The following is a 15,965-nucleotide window of genomic DNA, read 5'->3' on the forward strand; positions in this document are numbered from 1 at the left end:
TCCGTGTCTATACTCGAATTCGAAAGGCAGTACCTGATAACTCCGAATCGACTGCGGCATGGACAGTCTTCGCAGGCATTTTCACCGTGAAATGTGCGAAGAATTAGCCACTGAGCGATTCGGCGGGATAACAAGAACAATCAAGGGGAACCCGCAATGATGCGACATCCACGAGTCTGGATGGGCCTCCTGTTGTGGCTGGTATTCAGCTCGGCGCACGCCAGCTGGGGCGTCAATATGACGCCGGGTGCCACCGAGGTCAGCCGCTCAGTATTTGACTTGCACATGACGATCTTCTGGATCTGCGTCGTGATTGGCGTAATCGTGTTCGGCGCGATGTTCTGGTCGATGCTCGTCCACCGTCGCTCGACGGGCCAGGAACCTGCGCACTTCCATGAAAGCACCACGGTCGAGATCCTCTGGACGGTCGTGCCGTTGGTGATTCTGGTGCTGATGGCGATACCGGCGACCAAGACCCTGATCGATATCTACGATTCCAGCGAATCCGAGTTGGATATTCAGGTCACGGGCTATCAATGGAAATGGCATTACAAATACTTGGGTGAAGATGTCGAGTTCTTCAGCAACCTGACCACGCCCAAGGATCAGATCAACAACAAGGCTACCAAGGGTGAGCACTACCTGCTCGAGGTGGACGAGCCGTTGGTGGTACCGGTCGGCACCAAAGTGCGCTTTCTGATCACTGCCGCCGACGTGATTCACTCCTGGTGGGTGCCGGCACTTGCGGTGAAGAAGGACGCTATCCCCGGTTTTATCAACGAATCCTGGACGCGTATCGACGAGCCAGGCATCTACCGTGGCCAGTGCACTGAGTTGTGCGGCAAGGATCACGGCTTTATGCCTGTGGTGGTTGAAGTCAAGTCGAAAGAGGACTACGCCGCCTGGCTCGCCGAGCGCAAGGTTGCCGCGGCGGCCGAACGTGAGCTGACTACTAAAGAGTGGACCATGGACGAGCTGATGGCGCGTGGCGAGAAGTCCTACCAGACCAACTGCGCGTCCTGCCACCAGCCAACCGGTGAAGGCCTGCCGCCAATGTTCCCGGCACTCAAAGGCTCGGCCATCGCCAAGGGTGAGGCAAAAGGGCATATCAATATCGTGGTCAACGGCAAGCCGGGCACGTCGATGGCCGCTTTTGGCAAGCAGCTCTCGGAAGTCGATATCGCCGCGATCATCACCTACGAACGCAACGCCTGGGGCAATGCGGTAGGCGACATGGTCACGCCGAAAGACATCCTCGCGTTCAAACAGGCTCAGGAGTAAGGACATGAGTGCAGTGATCGATCCGGGCCACGCTGGCCACGGTCATGCCGGACATGACCATCACCACGGCCCGGCCAAGGGCCTGATGCGCTGGGTGTTGACCACCAATCACAAAGATATCGGCACCATGTACCTGTGGTTCAGCTTCGCCATGTTCCTGCTGGGCGGCAGCATGGCCATGGTGATTCGTGCCGAGCTGTTCCAACCCGGCCTGCAGATCGTGCAGCCGGAGTTCTTCAACCAGATGACCACCATGCATGGCCTGATCATGGTCTTCGGTGCGGTGATGCCGGCCTTCGTCGGTCTGGCCAACTGGATGATTCCGCTGATGATTGGCGCGCCGGACATGGCCCTGCCACGGATGAACAACTTCAGTTTCTGGCTGCTGCCGGCCGCCTTTGGCATGTTGGTCAGTACGCTGTTCATGGAGGGTGGCGGGCCGAACTTCGGCTGGACCTTCTATGCGCCGCTGTCGACCACTTACGCGCCGGAGTCGGTGACCTTCTTTATTTTTGCCGTGCACCTGATGGGCATCAGTTCGATCATGGGCGCGATCAACGTGGTCGCCACCATTCTCAACCTGCGCGCCCCCGGCATGACCCTGATGAAGATGCCGCTGTTCGTCTGGACCTGGCTGATCACCGCATTCCTGTTGATCGCGGTGATGCCGGTTCTGGCCGGTTGCGTGACCATGATGCTGATGGACATCCACTTCGGCACCAGCTTCTTTAGCGCTGCAGGTGGCGGTGACCCAGTGCTGTTCCAGCACGTGTTCTGGTTCTTCGGTCATCCCGAGGTGTACATCATGATCCTGCCGGCCTTCGGCGCGGTCAGCTCGATCATTCCTGCCTTCGCCCGCAAGCCCTTGTTTGGCTACACCTCGATGGTCTATGCGACGGCGAGCATCGCCTTTCTGTCGTTTATCGTCTGGGCGCACCACATGTTCACCGTCGGCATTCCGCTGACCGGCGAATTGTTCTTTATGTACGCCACCATGCTGATTGCCGTGCCGACTGGGGTGAAGGTGTTCAACTGGGCCAGCACCATGTGGCGCGGTTCGATGACCTTTGAGACACCGATGCTGTTCTCGGTGGCCTTCGTCATCCTGTTCACCATCGGCGGTTTCTCCGGCCTGATGCTGGCCATTGCCCCGGCGGACTTCCAGTACCACGACACCTACTTCGTGGTGGCGCACTTCCATTACGTGCTGGTGCCCGGAGCGATCTTCGGCATCTTTGCCTCAGCCTATTACTGGCTGCCTAAGTGGACCGGGCACATGTATGACGAGACCCTCGGCAAGCTGCATTTCTGGATGAGTTTCGTCGGTATGAACCTGGCGTTCTTCCCGATGCACTTTGTCGGCCTGGCCGGCATGCCGCGGCGCATTCCGGACTACAACATGATGTTCGCCAACTTCAACATGGTGTCGAGCATTGGCGCCTTTATGTTCGGTGCCACCCAGTTGCTGTTCCTGTTTATCGTCATCAAGTGCATTCGTGGCGGCAAGCCCGCCGCAGCCAAGCCTTGGGATGGTGCCGAAGGGTTGGAGTGGACGGTGCCGTCGCCTGCGCCCTATCACACCTTCACTACGCCGCCTGAAGTGAAATAGGGAGCCGACCGATGAGTGAAGCCCTGTCGACCCGCCGTCTGGTTATCCGCCTTTTACTGGTGGTGGTCGGCATGTTCGGCTTCGGCTTTGCTCTGGTGCCGATCTATGACGTGATGTGCCAGGCCTTTGGTATCAACGGCAAAACCGCCGGGGCCTATGAGGCCGGGTTGCAAAGCACCGATGAGTCGCGCCAGGTGCGGGTGCAGTTTCTCGCCACCAATGCCGCTGAGATGGTCTGGGAGTTCGGTCCTCAGGCCGACGAGCTTCTGGTGCATCCGGGCGAAAGCACGCAGATGCTGTTTGTCGCCTACAACCCCACGGATAAGCCGATGACCGCCCAGGCAATTCCCAGCGTGGCGCCGTCCAAAGCCGCTGCCTACTTTCACAAGACCGAGTGTTTTTGCTTTACCCAGCAGGTACTGCAACCCGGTGAGCGTATCGAAATGCCGGTGCGCTTTATCGTCGATAGAGACTTACCAGCAGATGTTCGCCACCTGACCCTGGCCTACACCTTGTTTGATATCACCGTGCGCAAACCGCCGGTGGCACAAGCGACGGCTCCATAAGGAGAACAATAAATGTCGAGTCACGAAACTCACGAAAGCTATTACGTCCCGGCCCAGAGCAAGTGGCCGATCATCGCCACCCTGGGCATGCTGTTTTCGGTGTACGGTGTAGGCACCTGGTTTAACGATATGAAGGCCGATCGCGCCGACTCCAACGGCCCGCTGATCTTCTTTATCGGTGGGTTGTTTCTCGCCTATATGCTGTTCGGCTGGTTCGGCAATGTGATCAAGGAAAGCCGCTCCGGCATGTACAGCCCGCAGATGGATCGCTCATTCCGCTGGGGCATGAGCTGGTTCATCTTCTCCGAGGTGATGTTCTTCGCCGCGTTCTTCGGTGTGTTGTTCTACGTGCGCACCTGGGCCGGTCCCTGGCTCGGTGGGGAAGGCGACAAGGGCATCGCCAACATGCTTTGGCCGGGCTTCGAGTACAGCTGGCCGTTGCTCAACACGCCTGATCCGAAGCTCTACCCGGCACCCAGTGGCACCATCAGCGCCTGGGGTCTGCCGCTGATCAATACCATTCTGCTGGTCACTTCCAGCTTCACCCTGACCTTTGCCCACCACGCGTTGCGCAAGAACCACCGCAAACCGCTGGCTCTGTGGCTGGCACTGACAGTGATTCTCGGCATCGCCTTTCTGGTACTGCAGGTCGAGGAGTACATCCATGCCTACACCGAACTGGGCCTGACTCTTGGCTCGGGCATCTACGGCGCAACCTTCTTTATGCTCACTGGCTTTCACGGTGCCCACGTGACCCTGGGGGCGCTGATGCTGAGCATCATGCTGATTCGGGTGATCCGTGGTCATTTCAGCCCCGAGCAGCACTTCGGCTTCGAGGCGGCGGCCTGGTATTGGCACTTTGTGGATGTGGTTTGGATTGGTCTGTTTGTCTTCGTTTATGTGCTGTGACGCGGTTACCAGGTGACATGTGTGACCAGTTGGCCGCTGTAGAAGCCCCAGGCAATAAGGGCAACGGTCAGCGCGGTAAGGGTCACGCGCACAGTCAGCGCGTTGACCACCCGTGAGGTGCGGCCTTCGTCCTTGACCAGAAAAAACAGACCACTGAACAGGCTGACCAGAGTAGCCAGTAGTAACAGGACGATCGCGGCTTTGAGCATGCGTGACTCCCAAGCGGAACTTCGGGGGAAGGGAAATGCGCTTCAGCTGCAGTATAGCCAGCTTGTTCAGGGCTCCAGGGAGGTTGCTATGAGCGCCTTCCGTCCTGGCTGGCTGCCCTGCGTACTGGTGTTGCTGCTATTTCCCTGTCTGATCGCCCTGGGTTTCTGGCAGCTGGCGCGGGCCGAAGAAAAGCGCCAACTGCTGGCCGCACACCAGGCCCAGCAACTGGCCGCACCGATCAGCATCGATGAACTGGAGCGCCAGCCCAATCCGGCGTACCAGCGCGTGCAGCTGCAGGGCTTCTTCGATGCACGGCATACCTTGCTGCTGGACAACCGCACCCGCGACGGCAAGGTCGGCGTTGAAGTGCTGCAACCCTTCTATGACCAAACCAGCGGTCTCTGGCTGCTGCTCAATCGCGGCTGGCTGCCTTGGCCGGACCGGCGCATCAGCCCAACCTTCGCTACCCCGGATACCCCGCTGCGTCTGCAGGCCACGGTGTATGTACCGCTGGGTGAAACGTTTCAGCTGCAGGGTGCGCAACCGACCGCAGGCTGGCCGCAGGTGGTCAGCGAGGTCAAGCCGGACGCCTTGTGGCAGCAATTGGGGCGCGGGGGCCTGAACTATGAAGTCCGGATCGAGCCAGGCCCCGCGTCATTTCAAATCGATTGGCCGGTTATTGCTATGAGCCCTGACAAGCACCTGGGTTACGCCGTGCAATGGTTCGCCCTGGCGGCGGCCTTGCTCTGCCTGTTTATCTATTTAGGTCTATCTAACGCGCGGGAGACTCGCCATGAACCCAGCCATCGCTCTGCCTGAAGTGTCGCCCAGCCAGCGGCGCCGTGGACGGCTGCAACTGATCCTGATTCTTGCCGTGGTCATAGGCCCGATGATCCTCGCCAGCGCCATGTATCAGTGGCGCTTCTGGGTGCCGGAAACCCGCAGCTACCACGGCGAACTGATCGGCACCGGGCAGACCCGCGCCGACCTCGGTGTGCTCGGTGTCGATGAGCAGCGCTGGCAACTGCTGGTGACCGTGCCGGATGTCTGCGATGCGGCTTGCAAGGAGCTGGTGTTTCTCGCCCGCCAGGTGCATATCGGCCTCAACCGGGATGTCGGCCGTGCCGCGCATGGCCTGGCCACTGCCAAACCTCTCGCTGGCGACTATGACGCCCAGCTGCGCCGTGAATACCCGCAGCTGGCGCGCTATCAGCTGCAACTGGAGGCCTACGGCAAGATGGCCGGCTCTGCCTCCGGCGCGCAGCTGTGGATCATTGATCCTCACGGCAATCTGGTGCTGCGTTATGACGCCACTAGCAAGGGCAAGGCGATTCTCAACGATCTGCGGCATCTGCTGAAAATCTCGCAAATTGGTTAATGCTGCCCACGGCTAAGGACTGATGATGAGCAAGCCCGGTTACCGTTTTGCCCTGTTCGCCACGCTGTTGGCGGTCGTGGTGGTGCTGCTCGGTGCCTATACCCGCTTGACCCACGCCGGCCTCGGTTGCCCGGACTGGCCAGGTTGCTACGGCTTTATCGGCGTGCCGATGAGCGAGCATAAACAGACCCTGGCCGAGGCACGCTTCCCCGAAGCGCCAGTGGAAGTGGCTAAAGGCTGGTACGAGATGATTCACCGCTATTTTGCCGGTGCTCTGGGTTTGGTGATTCTCGGCCTGGCTGTACAGGCTTTGCGCCGCCGTGGCGAGGCGGATCAGCCCCTCAAACTGCCCCTGCTGTTGCTCGGGCTGGTGACGTTGCAGGCCGCCTTTGGCATGTGGACGGTGACCCTCAAACTCTGGCCGCAAGTCGTTACGGCGCATCTGCTGGGCGGCTTTGCCACCCTCAGTCTGTTGTTTCTTCTAACCCTGCGCCTATCCGGCAAGGTGGCCGCCTTGGCCAATCTACCGGCGCGGCTGCGCAGCCTGGCGGCGCTCGGCCTGCTGCTGGTGATCGGGCAGATCGCCCTCGGCGGCTGGGTCAGCAGCAACTATGCGGCGGTCGCCTGCGTCGATCTGCCGACCTGTCATGGCGAATGGTGGCCGGCGATGGACTTCGCCAACGGTTTTCACCTGACCCAGCATATCGGTCCCAACTACCTCGGTGGCCAACTCGACAGCGATGCCCGTACCGCCATCCATATGACTCACCGTATCGGCGCGCTGCTGATCACCCTGGTGCTGCTGCTGTTGGCCTGGCAACTCAAGCGCCATGGCCTGGTGCGCTTGGCCGGGCTGCTGGTGCTGGCGCTGGCCGTGCAGATCAGTCTGGGCATCAGCAACGTGGTGTTTCACCTGCCGCTGCTGGTGGCGGTGGCGCATAACCTCGGCGGCGCGGCGCTGCTGCTGACTCTGGTGCTGACCAATTACCGGTTGCGCAGCCCGCACGGCTGGCATCCCCTGCGACAGACGCGTCCGTCGGCTTCGCCGCGTTACCCGGCAAATAACCAGAACAATCGAGGAGAGACCTTATGGCTACTCTAGTGCGCGAACAGCAAGCCCACGCCACATGGCGCGATTATCTGGAGCTGACCAAACCGCGGGTGGTAGTGCTGATGCTGATCACCTCCCTGGTCGGCATGTTTCTCGCCACCCGTGCCGGGGTCGCCTGGCAGGTGCTGATCTTCGGCAACCTGGGTATCGGTTTGTGCGCCGGCGCCGCGGCGGCGGTCAACCATGTGGTCGATCGGCGTATCGACTCGATCATGGCGCGTACCCACAAACGGCCGGTGACGGCCGGGCGTTTGTCACCGACTGCGGCACTGGGCTTCGCCTTGCTGTTGGCGGTGGCCGGTATGGCGTTGTTGCTGACCTTTACCAACGAGCTGGCCGCCTGGCTGACCCTGGCCTCACTGCTCGGCTACGCGGTGCTCTACACCGGCTTTCTCAAACGTGCCACGCCGCAAAATATCGTCATCGGCGGGCTGGCTGGCGCAGCGCCACCGCTGCTGGGCTGGGTCGCTGTAACCGGGCATATCAGCGCCGAATCGCTGCTGCTGGTGCTGATCATCTTCGCCTGGACACCGCCGCACTTCTGGGCCCTGGCCATCCACCGCAAGGAGGAATACGCCAAGGCCGATATCCCCATGCTGCCGGTGACCCACGGTGAGCACTACACCAAGGTGCATATCCTGCTCTACACCCTGGTGATGTTTGCCGTGACCCTGCTGCCTTACGCCATCCATATGAGCGGGCTGCTCTATCTGGCTTGCGCCGTGCTGCTGGGCGGGCGCTTCCTGCATTGGGCAGTGGTGCTGTACCGTGACAGCAAACCGCATGCGGCGATCAACACCTTCAAATACAGCATCTGGTATCTTTTCGCGCTGTTTATCGCCCTGCTGGTCGACCACTATCTGCTGTTAAACCTGTAATCGTTGGTGCCATGACCCGAACCCAGATCACCGTTTTTGTTCTCGTTGCCATCGTCGCCCTGGTGCTGGGCCTGACCGTCAACAAGGTGCTGACCAGCAAGGGCCAGGGTGATCCCACCGTGTTGCTGGATGCCGGCATCGTGTTGCTGCCACAGAGCCGCAACCTGCCGGAGCTGAGCCTGACCAATCAGGACGGGCAGAGCGTGGCGGTGGATCAGCTCAAGGATCAGTGGAGCCTGCTGTTCTTCGGCTACACCTTCTGCCCGGACATTTGCCCGGCCACCCTCGCCCAGCTGCGCCAGCTGCAGGGCCAACTACCGCCGGAAACGCTGGCCAAGTTGCGCATCGTTCTGGTCACGGTAGATCCGCACCGCGACACCCCGGAGCAGTTGAAGAAGTACCTGGACTATTTCGATGCCGGTTTTATTGGCCTGACCGGTGAGGAAGCGACCATCCAGAAACTGGCTAACGGCGTCAGCATTCCGTTTATTCCGGCCGATACCAGCAAGGAAAACTACACCGTCGACCACAGCGGTAACCTGGTGCTGATCGGCCCCGACGGCAAGCAGCGCGGTTTTATCCGCGCGCCGATCAACAACACCAAGCTGGCCGCGCAGCTGCCCGGCCTGCTCGACCGGCCCTAAGCAGCTATTTGGCAAATAGCTGGCTGATGTCCTTGAACGCCTTGAACTCCAGGGCGTTGCCGCACGGGTCGAGCAGGAACAGCGTGGCCTGCTCGCCAACCTGGCCGGCGAAGCGCACATAGGGTTCGATCACAAACTGCGTGCCCTTGGCCTGTAGCCGTGCCGCCAGCGTTTGCCAATCTTCCCAGCCCAATACCACACCGAAATGCGGCACCGGCACGTCGTGGCCGTCCACCGGGTTGCTGTGCGCGGCTTCCTGATGCGCCATTTTCGGTGCCTGGTGGATCACCAGCTGGTGGCCGAAGAAATCGAAATCCACCCAGTGGTCGCTGCTGCGGCCTTCGGCACAGCCGAACACCTCGCCATAGAAATGCCGGGCGGCAGCCAGGTCGTAGACGGGAATTGCTAGGTGAAAGGGTGCGAGCGCCATGATTGAGATCCTTCAGGTTACGGTCTGCGGATTCTCAGCAGCAGCGTTACTGATGAAAAGCGAATATCCTTGCTCGCAAACACCAATAAAATTGATCAATCGAGGCGCCGATGCTGCGCGAATTGAAAACCTTTGTGGCGGTGGCGCGGCATGGCACCTTTGCAGCGGCTGGGCAGCAGGTTGGCTTGACTCAGTCGGCGGTCAGCGCACAGATGCGCGTACTGGAGCAGGGGCTGGGCGTTCGCTTGTTCGAGCGCAGTGGGCGTGCGGCGGTGCTCAATGCGGCCGGTCGGGATGCTTTGCCGCTGGCGGAGCAGATGCTTGGGTTGTATGCGCAGATGGCCCTGCCGACCAGCGCGGCCGAGTGGCAGGGTGAGCTCAAGGTCGGTGCGATTGCCACGCTACAGACCGGATTGCTGCCGGAGGCCTTGCCGCGATTTCGTGCGGCCGCGCCACGGGTTGAGCTGAAACTGGTGCCGGGCGTGTCGCTGAATCTGCTGAATCAGATCGATGCCGGCGAGCTGGACCTGGCGCTGCTGATCAAGCCGCCGTTTGAGCTGCCCAAGGAGCTGCTGCAGATCAGTCTGGCGCGCGAGCCGTTTGTGCTGATCACCCCGCTCGGCGTGACGGTGGATGACCCGTTGCAGATCCTCGCCGAACAGCCGTTCGTGCGTTACGACCGGCGCTCGTTTGGCGGGCGGCGGGTCAACCAGTTCCTCCGCGAGCAGCGCCTCGTGGTGCAGGAAGCGCTGGAGCTGGATGAACTGGAGGCCATCGTACGGATGGTCGAGTGCGGCCTTGGCGTGTCGCTGATTCCGCGTGCCGGCCTGTGGCTGCAGCGGCCAACCCAGTTGCGGGTGATCGAGCTGGGCGAGCTGACCTTCCACCGCGAACTGGTAGCGGTATTGCGCCGCGCTCAGCGTCAGCCAGCTCTGGACTGCCTGCTGGAGTGCCTGCGCGAAGCTGCTGCCCGGCCCTAAACGACAAACCCCGCACGAGGCGGGGTTTGGCAGAGGATGTAGCTAACGTTGGTGCATAGAATCTGTTTCGGAGCTCGCGAGCTAGAGCCAAACAAGGCGAAAACGGTTGAGGAAGCGCAGTTTACGAGCTGTAAATGAGCATTCCGAAGCCGTTTTCAACGCAGTTTGGCCGACGCGCAGCAGATCCGAGGCAGGTTCTTAGAACGCTGGAACCACAGCGCCCTGATACTTCTCTGCGATAAAGGCCTTCACCTCGGCGCTGTTCAGCGCCTTGGCCAGCTTCTGCAGGGCGGCGTTGTCCTTGTTGTCGGCACGCGCCACCAGGATGTTGACGTACGGTGAGTCGCTGCCTTCGATGGCCAGAGCATCCTTGGTTGGGTTGAGCTTGGCTTCCAGGGCGTAGTTGGTATTGATCAGCGCCAGGTCAACCTGAGTCAGCACGCGCGGTAGAGTGGCCGCTTCCAGCTCACGCACCTTGATGGCTTTCGGGTTCTCGACGATGTCTTTCGGTGTGGCGAGGATACCTGCTTCCGGCTTCAGGGTAATCACCCCGGCCTTTTGCAGCAGCAACAGAGCGCGACCGCCATTGGTGGCGTCGTTCGGGATCACCACGTTGGCGCCTTGTGGCAGCTCATTCAGGCTTTTGTGCTTGCTGGAGTAGGCGCCGAAGGGCTCGACGTGCACGCCGGCTACGCTGACCAACTCGGTGCCACGGCTCTTGTTGAACTCATCGAGGTACGGCTGGTGCTGGAAGAAGTTGGCGTCCAGACGCTGCTCGGCAACCTGCACGTTGGGTTGCACGTAGTCGGTGAAGACCTTGATGTTCAGTTCAACGCCTTCTTTGGCCAGGGTCGGCTTAACGAACTCGAGGATTTCCGCGTGCGGTACGGCAGTGGCGGCGACGCTCAGGCTCTCGGCCTGTACGGAGAACGCGGCCAGGGCAGCGACTGCGGCGATCAGTTTTTTCATGACTAACTCCTTGTGGGATCGGGGTTGGCGACGAGTAGTCGCCGGCGGTTTATTTGCGAGAAAAATGCACCACCAGCTTGTCGCCGACGGTTTGTAGGATCTGTACCAACACCAGCAGGAGGATCACCGTCACCGCCATCACGTCCGGTTGATAACGCTGATAGCCATAACGTACCGCCAGGTCGCCCAGACCGCCGCCGCCAATCAGGCCGCTCATGGCGGTATAGGACACCAGGGTAATGGCGGTCACGGTGATCGCGGCGATGATGCCGGGTAGCGCCTCGGGCAGCAGGGCGTTGAGCACAATCTGCCGGGTTGTGGCGCCCATGGCCTGGGTCGCTTCGATAATGCCGCGGTCGACTTCACGCAGCGCGGTTTCAACCAGGCGGGCGAAGAACGGCGTGGCCCCGACCACCAGCGGCGGGATGGCCCCGGCGACGCCCAGCGAGGTTCCGGTGACGATCACCGTGAAGGGGATCATCACGATCAGCAGGATCACGAATGGCACCGAGCGCAGGATATTTACCAGCAGCGACAGGAAGCCGTAGAAGGCCTTCTGTTCGAACATCTGCCGTGGGCTGGTAAGGAATAGCAGTACGCCCAGCGGCAGGCCGAGCAGCACGGTAAACAGCATGGAGCCGCCGAGCATGCTCAGGGTGTCCAGGCTGGCGTAGCCGATTTCCGCCCAATCGACGTTGGGGAGTAGACGAGTCAGTAGGGCGTCCATTAGCGCAGCACCTCCAGATGCACGTCGGCGGCTTCAAAGCGCGCCAGCGCGGCGTCGAGATCGCCGCCGGTCAGGGCCAGGGTCAGCTGGCCGTAGGGGGTGTCTTTGATGCGGTCGATGCGTCCGGCGAGGATGCTGTAATCCACCCCGGTTTCGCGCGCTACGGTGCCCAGCAGCGGTGCATAGGTGGCTTCGCCCTGGAAGGTCAGGCGCAGAATGCGGCCCTGCACATGGGCGAAATCATCGCGTTGCTCGTTCTCGTCGATCTGCTCGGCTTCCTGCACGAAGCGCTTGGTGGTGGCGTGCTGTGGGTGCAGAAACACCTCGGCCACCGGGCCCGACTCGACGATCACGCCGGCATCCATGACGGCCACGCGGTCACACACGCGGCGGATCACATCCATCTCGTGGGTGATCAGCACGATGGTCAGGTTCAGCTCGCGGTTGATCTCGGCCAGCAGCTGCAATACCGAGGCGGTGGTCTGCGGGTCGAGGGCGCTGGTGGCTTCGTCGCACAGCAGAATCTTTGGCTCGGTGGCCAGGGCGCGGGCAATGCCGACGCGCTGTTTCTGTCCGCCGGAAAGCTGCGCTGGGTACTTGTTGGCGTGATCCTGCAGGCCGACGCGGGCCAGCAACTCCGTCACGCGGGCATTGATCGCGCCACGCGGCAACTCACCGGCCAGCTTCAGTGGCAGGGCGACGTTGTCGGCGACGGTCTTCGATGAAAGCAGATTGAAGTGCTGGAAAATCATCCCGACCTGCTGACGAAAGCGCCGCAGGCCTGTGGCATCGAGCGCGGTGACGTCTTCGCCGTCGATCTCGATACGCCCGCCGGAGGGCTGCTCCAGACGGTTGATCAGGCGCAACAGGGTGCTTTTGCCGGCGCCGGAATGGCCGATGATGCCGAACACTTCGCCCCGGGCAATCTGCAGATCGCTCGGTTGCAACGCGGGGATGTCCTGACCACTGACGCGATACGCCTTGTGGACCTGGTGAAAATTGATCACGGAATAAACCTTTTGGGTTTTTCGGGCTGCCGGGTAGGCCGAAACGGCGGCTAGTCTACCCGGCGCTGTTTAGGGCGCAAAAATCTTTGTAGACCTATGGTTATAGCTAAATTGCATTAGCTGGCTGACTGCTCTGGGCAGTGTAGCCAGCGCCAATGCAAACGACCGGGCAAGCCCGGTCGTGATCGCAGTGCACCGTGGTTAACGCTGCGGGCTAAGTACCAGCTGCGGCACCTGAGCGGGCTTGATCACCTGACTCATGCGCGGGCTGAAACTCGGGTCCAGGCGCTTGATCCGTGCATTGAGCAGGGAGGCGACCCAGGGGACATTCTTGGCCTGGCGCACTTCGATGCGCACCACGCAATTGAACGCGACCATATCCGCCGCCACCCCATCGAGCAGGCTGCGCAGGCGCTCGTTGTCTTGATTTTCGAGGATCGGCATGCCGATCACGCTGCTGGCGGCGGTCGGGTCGATCAGCCGGGCCTGCGGTTTGGCTGGTACGGACTCTTCGACTGGCGGGGTATTCGGCAGTTGAGTGGCCTGAATCGCGGCGGCCTGACGCTCGGCCGCCAGGCGCAGCTGGCGTGCTTGCTCCAGACGGGTGGCTTCGGCCTGGGCGGCCGCTTGCTCAGCGGTACGACGGCGCCGTTCGGCGGCGGCCAGTTCGGCTTCGCGGGCCTGGGCGATGGCGCCATCCAGGCCAGTGGTCAGCGCCGGTGCTTGCGGCATCAGGCTGCGCGCGCGGCTCAGGGCTTTGGTAGCGTTATCCAGATCACCGGCCTGCAGGGCTTTCTGGCCCTGTTGCAGATGGGCTTCGGCGAGCTGGCGCTGGTATTGCTCCAGGCGGGTATCGCCGGTAGCGCGTTGCTGCAGGCTGCCAAGCTGGCTTTCGGCGCTGCTCAGGTCGCCGCTGGCCAGGCTCTGGTCGAGCTGGCGAAAGGCGCTGACCAGGTCATCCACCGGCAGGTTGGCCGGTTGCGGCGCGCTCTGGCAGCCGGCCAGCAGCAGAACCAGGCTCAGGGCAAATCCACGGAAAACGAACGATTTCATGACTGCGCGTCTCGAATTGTGCAAAAAACGCGCAAGTTTACACTGTGCCCGGAGGCATCACCAATCTTTCAGGCGGTGCGCCGTGGCAAGGCAAAGCTCAGTAGAAACAACGCCGCAGCGCTGACCACGATGGAGGGGCCGGCCGGTGTGTCCTGAAACCACGACAGACTCAGCCCACCGCACACCGCGACGATGCCCAGCAGGCTGGCGCCGAAGGCCATTTGCTCAGGCGTGCGCGCATGGCGCTGGGCGGCAGCGGCGGGGATGATCAGCAGCGAGGTGATCAACAGCACGCCGACAATCTTCATCGCCACGGCGATCACCACGGCGATCAGCAGCATCAGGCTCAGGCGAATCGCCGCCACGGGCAGGCCTTCGACCTTGGCCAGTTCCTCGTGCACGGTAATCGCCAGCAACGGCCGCCACAGTAGGGCCAGCAGCACCAGCACCAGGGCGCTGCCGCCGATGATCCAGGCCAGGTCGGTCGGGCCGACGGCTAGCAAATCGCCGAACAGATAACCCATCAGGTCGATGCGCACATCCTGCATAAAGCTCAGCACCACCAGGCCCAGCGACAGGGTGCTGTGGGCGAGGATGCCGAGCAGGGTGTCGGAGGCCAGCGGCTGGCGGCTTTGCAGGGTGACCAGCAGCACCGCCAGCAGCACGCAGCCGACAGTTACCGCCAGGGTCGGGCTGACGTCGAGCATCAGGCCCAGTGCCACGCCGAGTAGCGCGGCATGTGACAGGGTGTCGCCGAAATAGGCCATGCGCCGCCACACCACAAAGGAACCCAGGGGGCCGGCAACCAGCGCCAGGGCGAGGCCGGCGAGCAGGGCGTTGAGCAGAAAATCAGCCATGCTTGCAGCCATCTCCGTGAATATGCGGTTTTACCGGGCCTTTGATGCTCAGGCCCGCAGGCGTTTCAGTAACTACTGCACCGTGCAGGTCGTGCTCATGGTCATGGTGGTGGGTATAGACGGCCAGGCTCTTGGCGTCTTCGCCGAACAGCTCGACAAAGGCCGGGTCGAAACTGACCCGCTCGGGGTGACCCGAACAGCAGACGTGGCGGTTGAGGCAGACCACTTGATCAGTGGTGCTCATCACCAGGTGCAGGTCGTGGGAGACCATCAGCACGCCGCAGCCGTGGCGGTCGCGCAGCAGGGTGATCAGGCGGTACAGCTCGGCCTGGCCGGCGACGTCGACGCCCTGCACCGGTTCATCCAGCACCAGCAGTTCCGGCTTGCGCAACAGGGCCCGGGCCAACAGCACGCGCTGCAGCTCGCCGCCGGAGATGCTTTGCAGGGGGCTATCGATCACCTGTTCGGCGCCCACTTCGGCCAATGCATCCTGCACATCCGCGCGGCTGACGCCCGGCACCAGGCGCAGAAAGCGCAGCACCGAGAGCGGCAGGGTGGCATCCACGTGTAGCTTTTGCGGCATATAGCCGACGCGCAGTTTGGGTTTGCGCCAGACGCTGCCGCTGTCGGGTTTAAGCAGGCCGAGCACGGCGCGCACCAGGGTGGTTTTGCCGGCGCCATTGGGGCCGATCAGGGTGACGATTTCCCCCGGCTTTACACTGAGCTGCACATCCTGCAGCACGTTCTGTCCGGCGAAGGTCACGCCCACCCCGGCGAGGCGGATCAGGGCGTCGCTCATGTCGGCTCCTGGCAGCCTGCGCAGAGGCCGACCACTTCCACCGTCTGGCTTTCCACGGCAAAACCGACCCCTGCCGCACTACTGATAATGGCGTCGCTGATCGTCGCCTGCTCCAGCTCAATGGCCGCATTGCAGCTTCGGCAGATCAGGAACTGGCCCTGGTGGGCGTGTTCCGGGTGGCTGCAGCCGACAAATGCGTTCAGCGAGGCGATGCGGTGCACCAGGCCGTTTTCCAGGAGGAAATCCAGGGCGCGGTACACCGTGGGCGGTGCGGCACGGCGGCCGTCTTCGTCGCTCAGCACTCCGAGGATGTCATAGGCCCCCAGCGGCTTGTGGCTGGCCCAGACCAGTTCCAGCACGCGTTTGCGCAGGGCGGTCAGGCGCAGGCCCTGGCGCGCGCAGATGGCTTCGGCCTCGGCCAGGGCATGGCTGACGCAGTGGGAGTGGTCGTGTGGGCGTGAGGCCAGCGGGGCTTGGGTCATGGGCAACGACGAATAAGGTGAGAGACGTTATTATATTACCCGTTCCTTCCTGTTTGAGTGTTCCCCGTGTTGCGT

General features: G+C 61.8%; 19 protein-coding genes. 10 read left to right on the plus strand and 9 right to left on the minus strand.

Annotated features, from left to right (window positions below; all coding sequences use genetic code 11):
• The first annotated feature begins 156 nt into the window (after window positions 1–156).
• Genes coxB through BLW24_RS08050 form a run of 4 tightly spaced genes read left to right on the plus strand, consistent with a single transcriptional unit; the run spans window position 157 to window position 4,365 of the window.
• Window positions 157–1,281 (plus strand): cytochrome c oxidase subunit II, encoded by a 1,125-nt coding sequence (coxB, locus tag BLW24_RS08035; protein WP_090378927.1) that lies wholly within the window; start codon window positions 157–159, stop codon window positions 1,279–1,281.
• A 4-nt stretch (window positions 1,282–1,285) separates the two neighbouring features.
• The gene (gene ctaD / locus BLW24_RS08040; RefSeq protein WP_090378930.1) at window positions 1,286–2,890 is read left to right on the plus strand and encodes a cytochrome c oxidase subunit I; all 1,605 of its coding nucleotides are present in this window, start codon (window positions 1,286–1,288) and stop codon (window positions 2,888–2,890) included.
• 11 nt (window positions 2,891–2,901) lie between these two features.
• On the plus strand, window positions 2,902–3,456 hold the full coding sequence (locus tag BLW24_RS08045; RefSeq protein ID WP_090378933.1) for a cytochrome c oxidase assembly protein: 555 nt from the start codon (window positions 2,902–2,904) through the stop codon (window positions 3,454–3,456).
• Window positions 3,457–3,468: 12 nt separating this feature from the next.
• On the plus strand, window positions 3,469–4,365 hold the full coding sequence (locus BLW24_RS08050) for a cytochrome c oxidase subunit 3 (protein WP_090378936.1): 897 nt from the start codon (window positions 3,469–3,471) through the stop codon (window positions 4,363–4,365).
• 5 nt (window positions 4,366–4,370) lie between these two features.
• On the opposite strand, the gene BLW24_RS08055 is transcribed toward BLW24_RS08050, so the two are convergent.
• On the minus strand, window positions 4,371–4,574 hold the full coding sequence (locus BLW24_RS08055) for a twin transmembrane helix small protein (RefSeq protein WP_090378939.1): 204 nt from the start codon (window positions 4,572–4,574) through the stop codon (window positions 4,371–4,373).
• Window positions 4,575–4,662: 88 nt separating this feature from the next.
• Between BLW24_RS08055 and BLW24_RS08060 the strand changes: the two genes are divergently transcribed.
• From BLW24_RS08060 to BLW24_RS08080, 5 genes are read left to right on the plus strand one after another with little or no spacing between them, the layout of a single operon-like run.
• Window positions 4,663–5,394, plus strand: coding sequence for an SURF1 family protein (locus BLW24_RS08060; RefSeq protein ID WP_090378942.1), 732 nt, complete (start codon window positions 4,663–4,665; stop codon window positions 5,392–5,394).
• Entirely contained in the window at window positions 5,369–5,953 is a 585-nt protein-coding gene (locus tag BLW24_RS08065) for a hypothetical protein (protein WP_090378945.1), read from the plus strand. The genes BLW24_RS08060 and BLW24_RS08065 overlap by 26 nt, the downstream gene beginning before the upstream one ends.
• A 25-nt stretch (window positions 5,954–5,978) precedes the next feature.
• Window positions 5,979–7,055: a COX15/CtaA family protein gene (locus tag BLW24_RS08070; RefSeq protein ID WP_090387664.1), complete on the plus strand. Its 1,077-nt coding sequence runs from the start codon at window positions 5,979–5,981 to the stop codon at window positions 7,053–7,055.
• Entirely contained in the window at window positions 7,043–7,942 is a 900-nt protein-coding gene (cyoE, locus tag BLW24_RS08075; RefSeq protein WP_090378948.1) for a heme o synthase, read from the plus strand. Before BLW24_RS08070 ends, cyoE begins: the two co-directional genes overlap by 13 nt.
• An 11-nt stretch (window positions 7,943–7,953) precedes the next feature.
• Window positions 7,954–8,586: an SCO family protein gene (locus BLW24_RS08080; RefSeq protein ID WP_090378952.1), complete on the plus strand. Its 633-nt coding sequence runs from the start codon at window positions 7,954–7,956 to the stop codon at window positions 8,584–8,586.
• A gap of 4 nt (window positions 8,587–8,590) precedes the next feature.
• Here the strand turns inward: BLW24_RS08080 and BLW24_RS08085 are convergent, their stop codons facing one another.
• A complete protein-coding gene (locus BLW24_RS08085) occupies window positions 8,591–9,016 on the minus strand; it encodes a VOC family protein (protein ID WP_090378956.1) in 426 nt (141 codons plus the stop codon).
• A gap of 110 nt (window positions 9,017–9,126) precedes the next feature.
• Between BLW24_RS08085 and BLW24_RS08090 the strand changes: the two genes are divergently transcribed.
• On the plus strand, window positions 9,127–9,996 hold the full coding sequence (locus BLW24_RS08090) for a LysR family transcriptional regulator (RefSeq protein WP_090378958.1): 870 nt from the start codon (window positions 9,127–9,129) through the stop codon (window positions 9,994–9,996).
• A 198-nt stretch (window positions 9,997–10,194) separates the two neighbouring features.
• Here BLW24_RS08090 and BLW24_RS08095 read toward each other — a convergent pair whose 3' ends face one another.
• The 7 genes from BLW24_RS08095 to BLW24_RS08125 all read right to left on the minus strand — a co-directional run bounded on the left by BLW24_RS08095 (window position 10,195) and on the right by BLW24_RS08125 (window position 15,890).
• Window positions 10,195–10,965, minus strand: a complete 771-nt coding sequence (locus BLW24_RS08095) for a MetQ/NlpA family ABC transporter substrate-binding protein (RefSeq protein WP_090378961.1) — start codon at window positions 10,963–10,965, stop codon at window positions 10,195–10,197.
• Between the two features lie 49 nt (window positions 10,966–11,014).
• Window positions 11,015–11,692, minus strand: a complete 678-nt coding sequence (locus tag BLW24_RS08100; RefSeq protein WP_090378963.1) for a methionine ABC transporter permease — start codon at window positions 11,690–11,692, stop codon at window positions 11,015–11,017.
• Window positions 11,692–12,699: a methionine ABC transporter ATP-binding protein gene (locus BLW24_RS08105; protein WP_090378966.1), complete on the minus strand. Its 1,008-nt coding sequence runs from the start codon at window positions 12,697–12,699 to the stop codon at window positions 11,692–11,694. The genes BLW24_RS08100 and BLW24_RS08105 overlap by 1 nt, the downstream gene beginning before the upstream one ends.
• Before the next feature lie 201 nt (window positions 12,700–12,900).
• Window positions 12,901–13,752, minus strand: coding sequence for a PA5502 family lipoprotein (locus BLW24_RS08110; protein WP_090378969.1), 852 nt, complete (start codon window positions 13,750–13,752; stop codon window positions 12,901–12,903).
• 68 nt (window positions 13,753–13,820) lie between these two features.
• On the minus strand, window positions 13,821–14,609 hold the full coding sequence (znuB, locus tag BLW24_RS08115; RefSeq protein WP_090378972.1) for a zinc ABC transporter permease subunit ZnuB: 789 nt from the start codon (window positions 14,607–14,609) through the stop codon (window positions 13,821–13,823).
• The gene (gene znuC / locus BLW24_RS08120; RefSeq protein WP_090378976.1) at window positions 14,602–15,408 is read right to left on the minus strand and encodes a zinc ABC transporter ATP-binding protein ZnuC; all 807 of its coding nucleotides are present in this window, start codon (window positions 15,406–15,408) and stop codon (window positions 14,602–14,604) included. The genes znuB and znuC overlap by 8 nt, the downstream gene beginning before the upstream one ends.
• Entirely contained in the window at window positions 15,405–15,890 is a 486-nt protein-coding gene (locus BLW24_RS08125; protein ID WP_090378979.1) for a Fur family transcriptional regulator, read from the minus strand. Before BLW24_RS08125 ends, znuC begins: the two co-directional genes overlap by 4 nt.
• Between the last annotated feature and the right edge of the window lie 75 nt (window positions 15,891–15,965).

The sequence above is a fragment of the Pseudomonas anguilliseptica genome (assembly GCF_900105355.1).
Taxonomy (GTDB): Bacteria; Pseudomonadota; Gammaproteobacteria; order Pseudomonadales; family Pseudomonadaceae; genus Aquipseudomonas; species Aquipseudomonas anguilliseptica.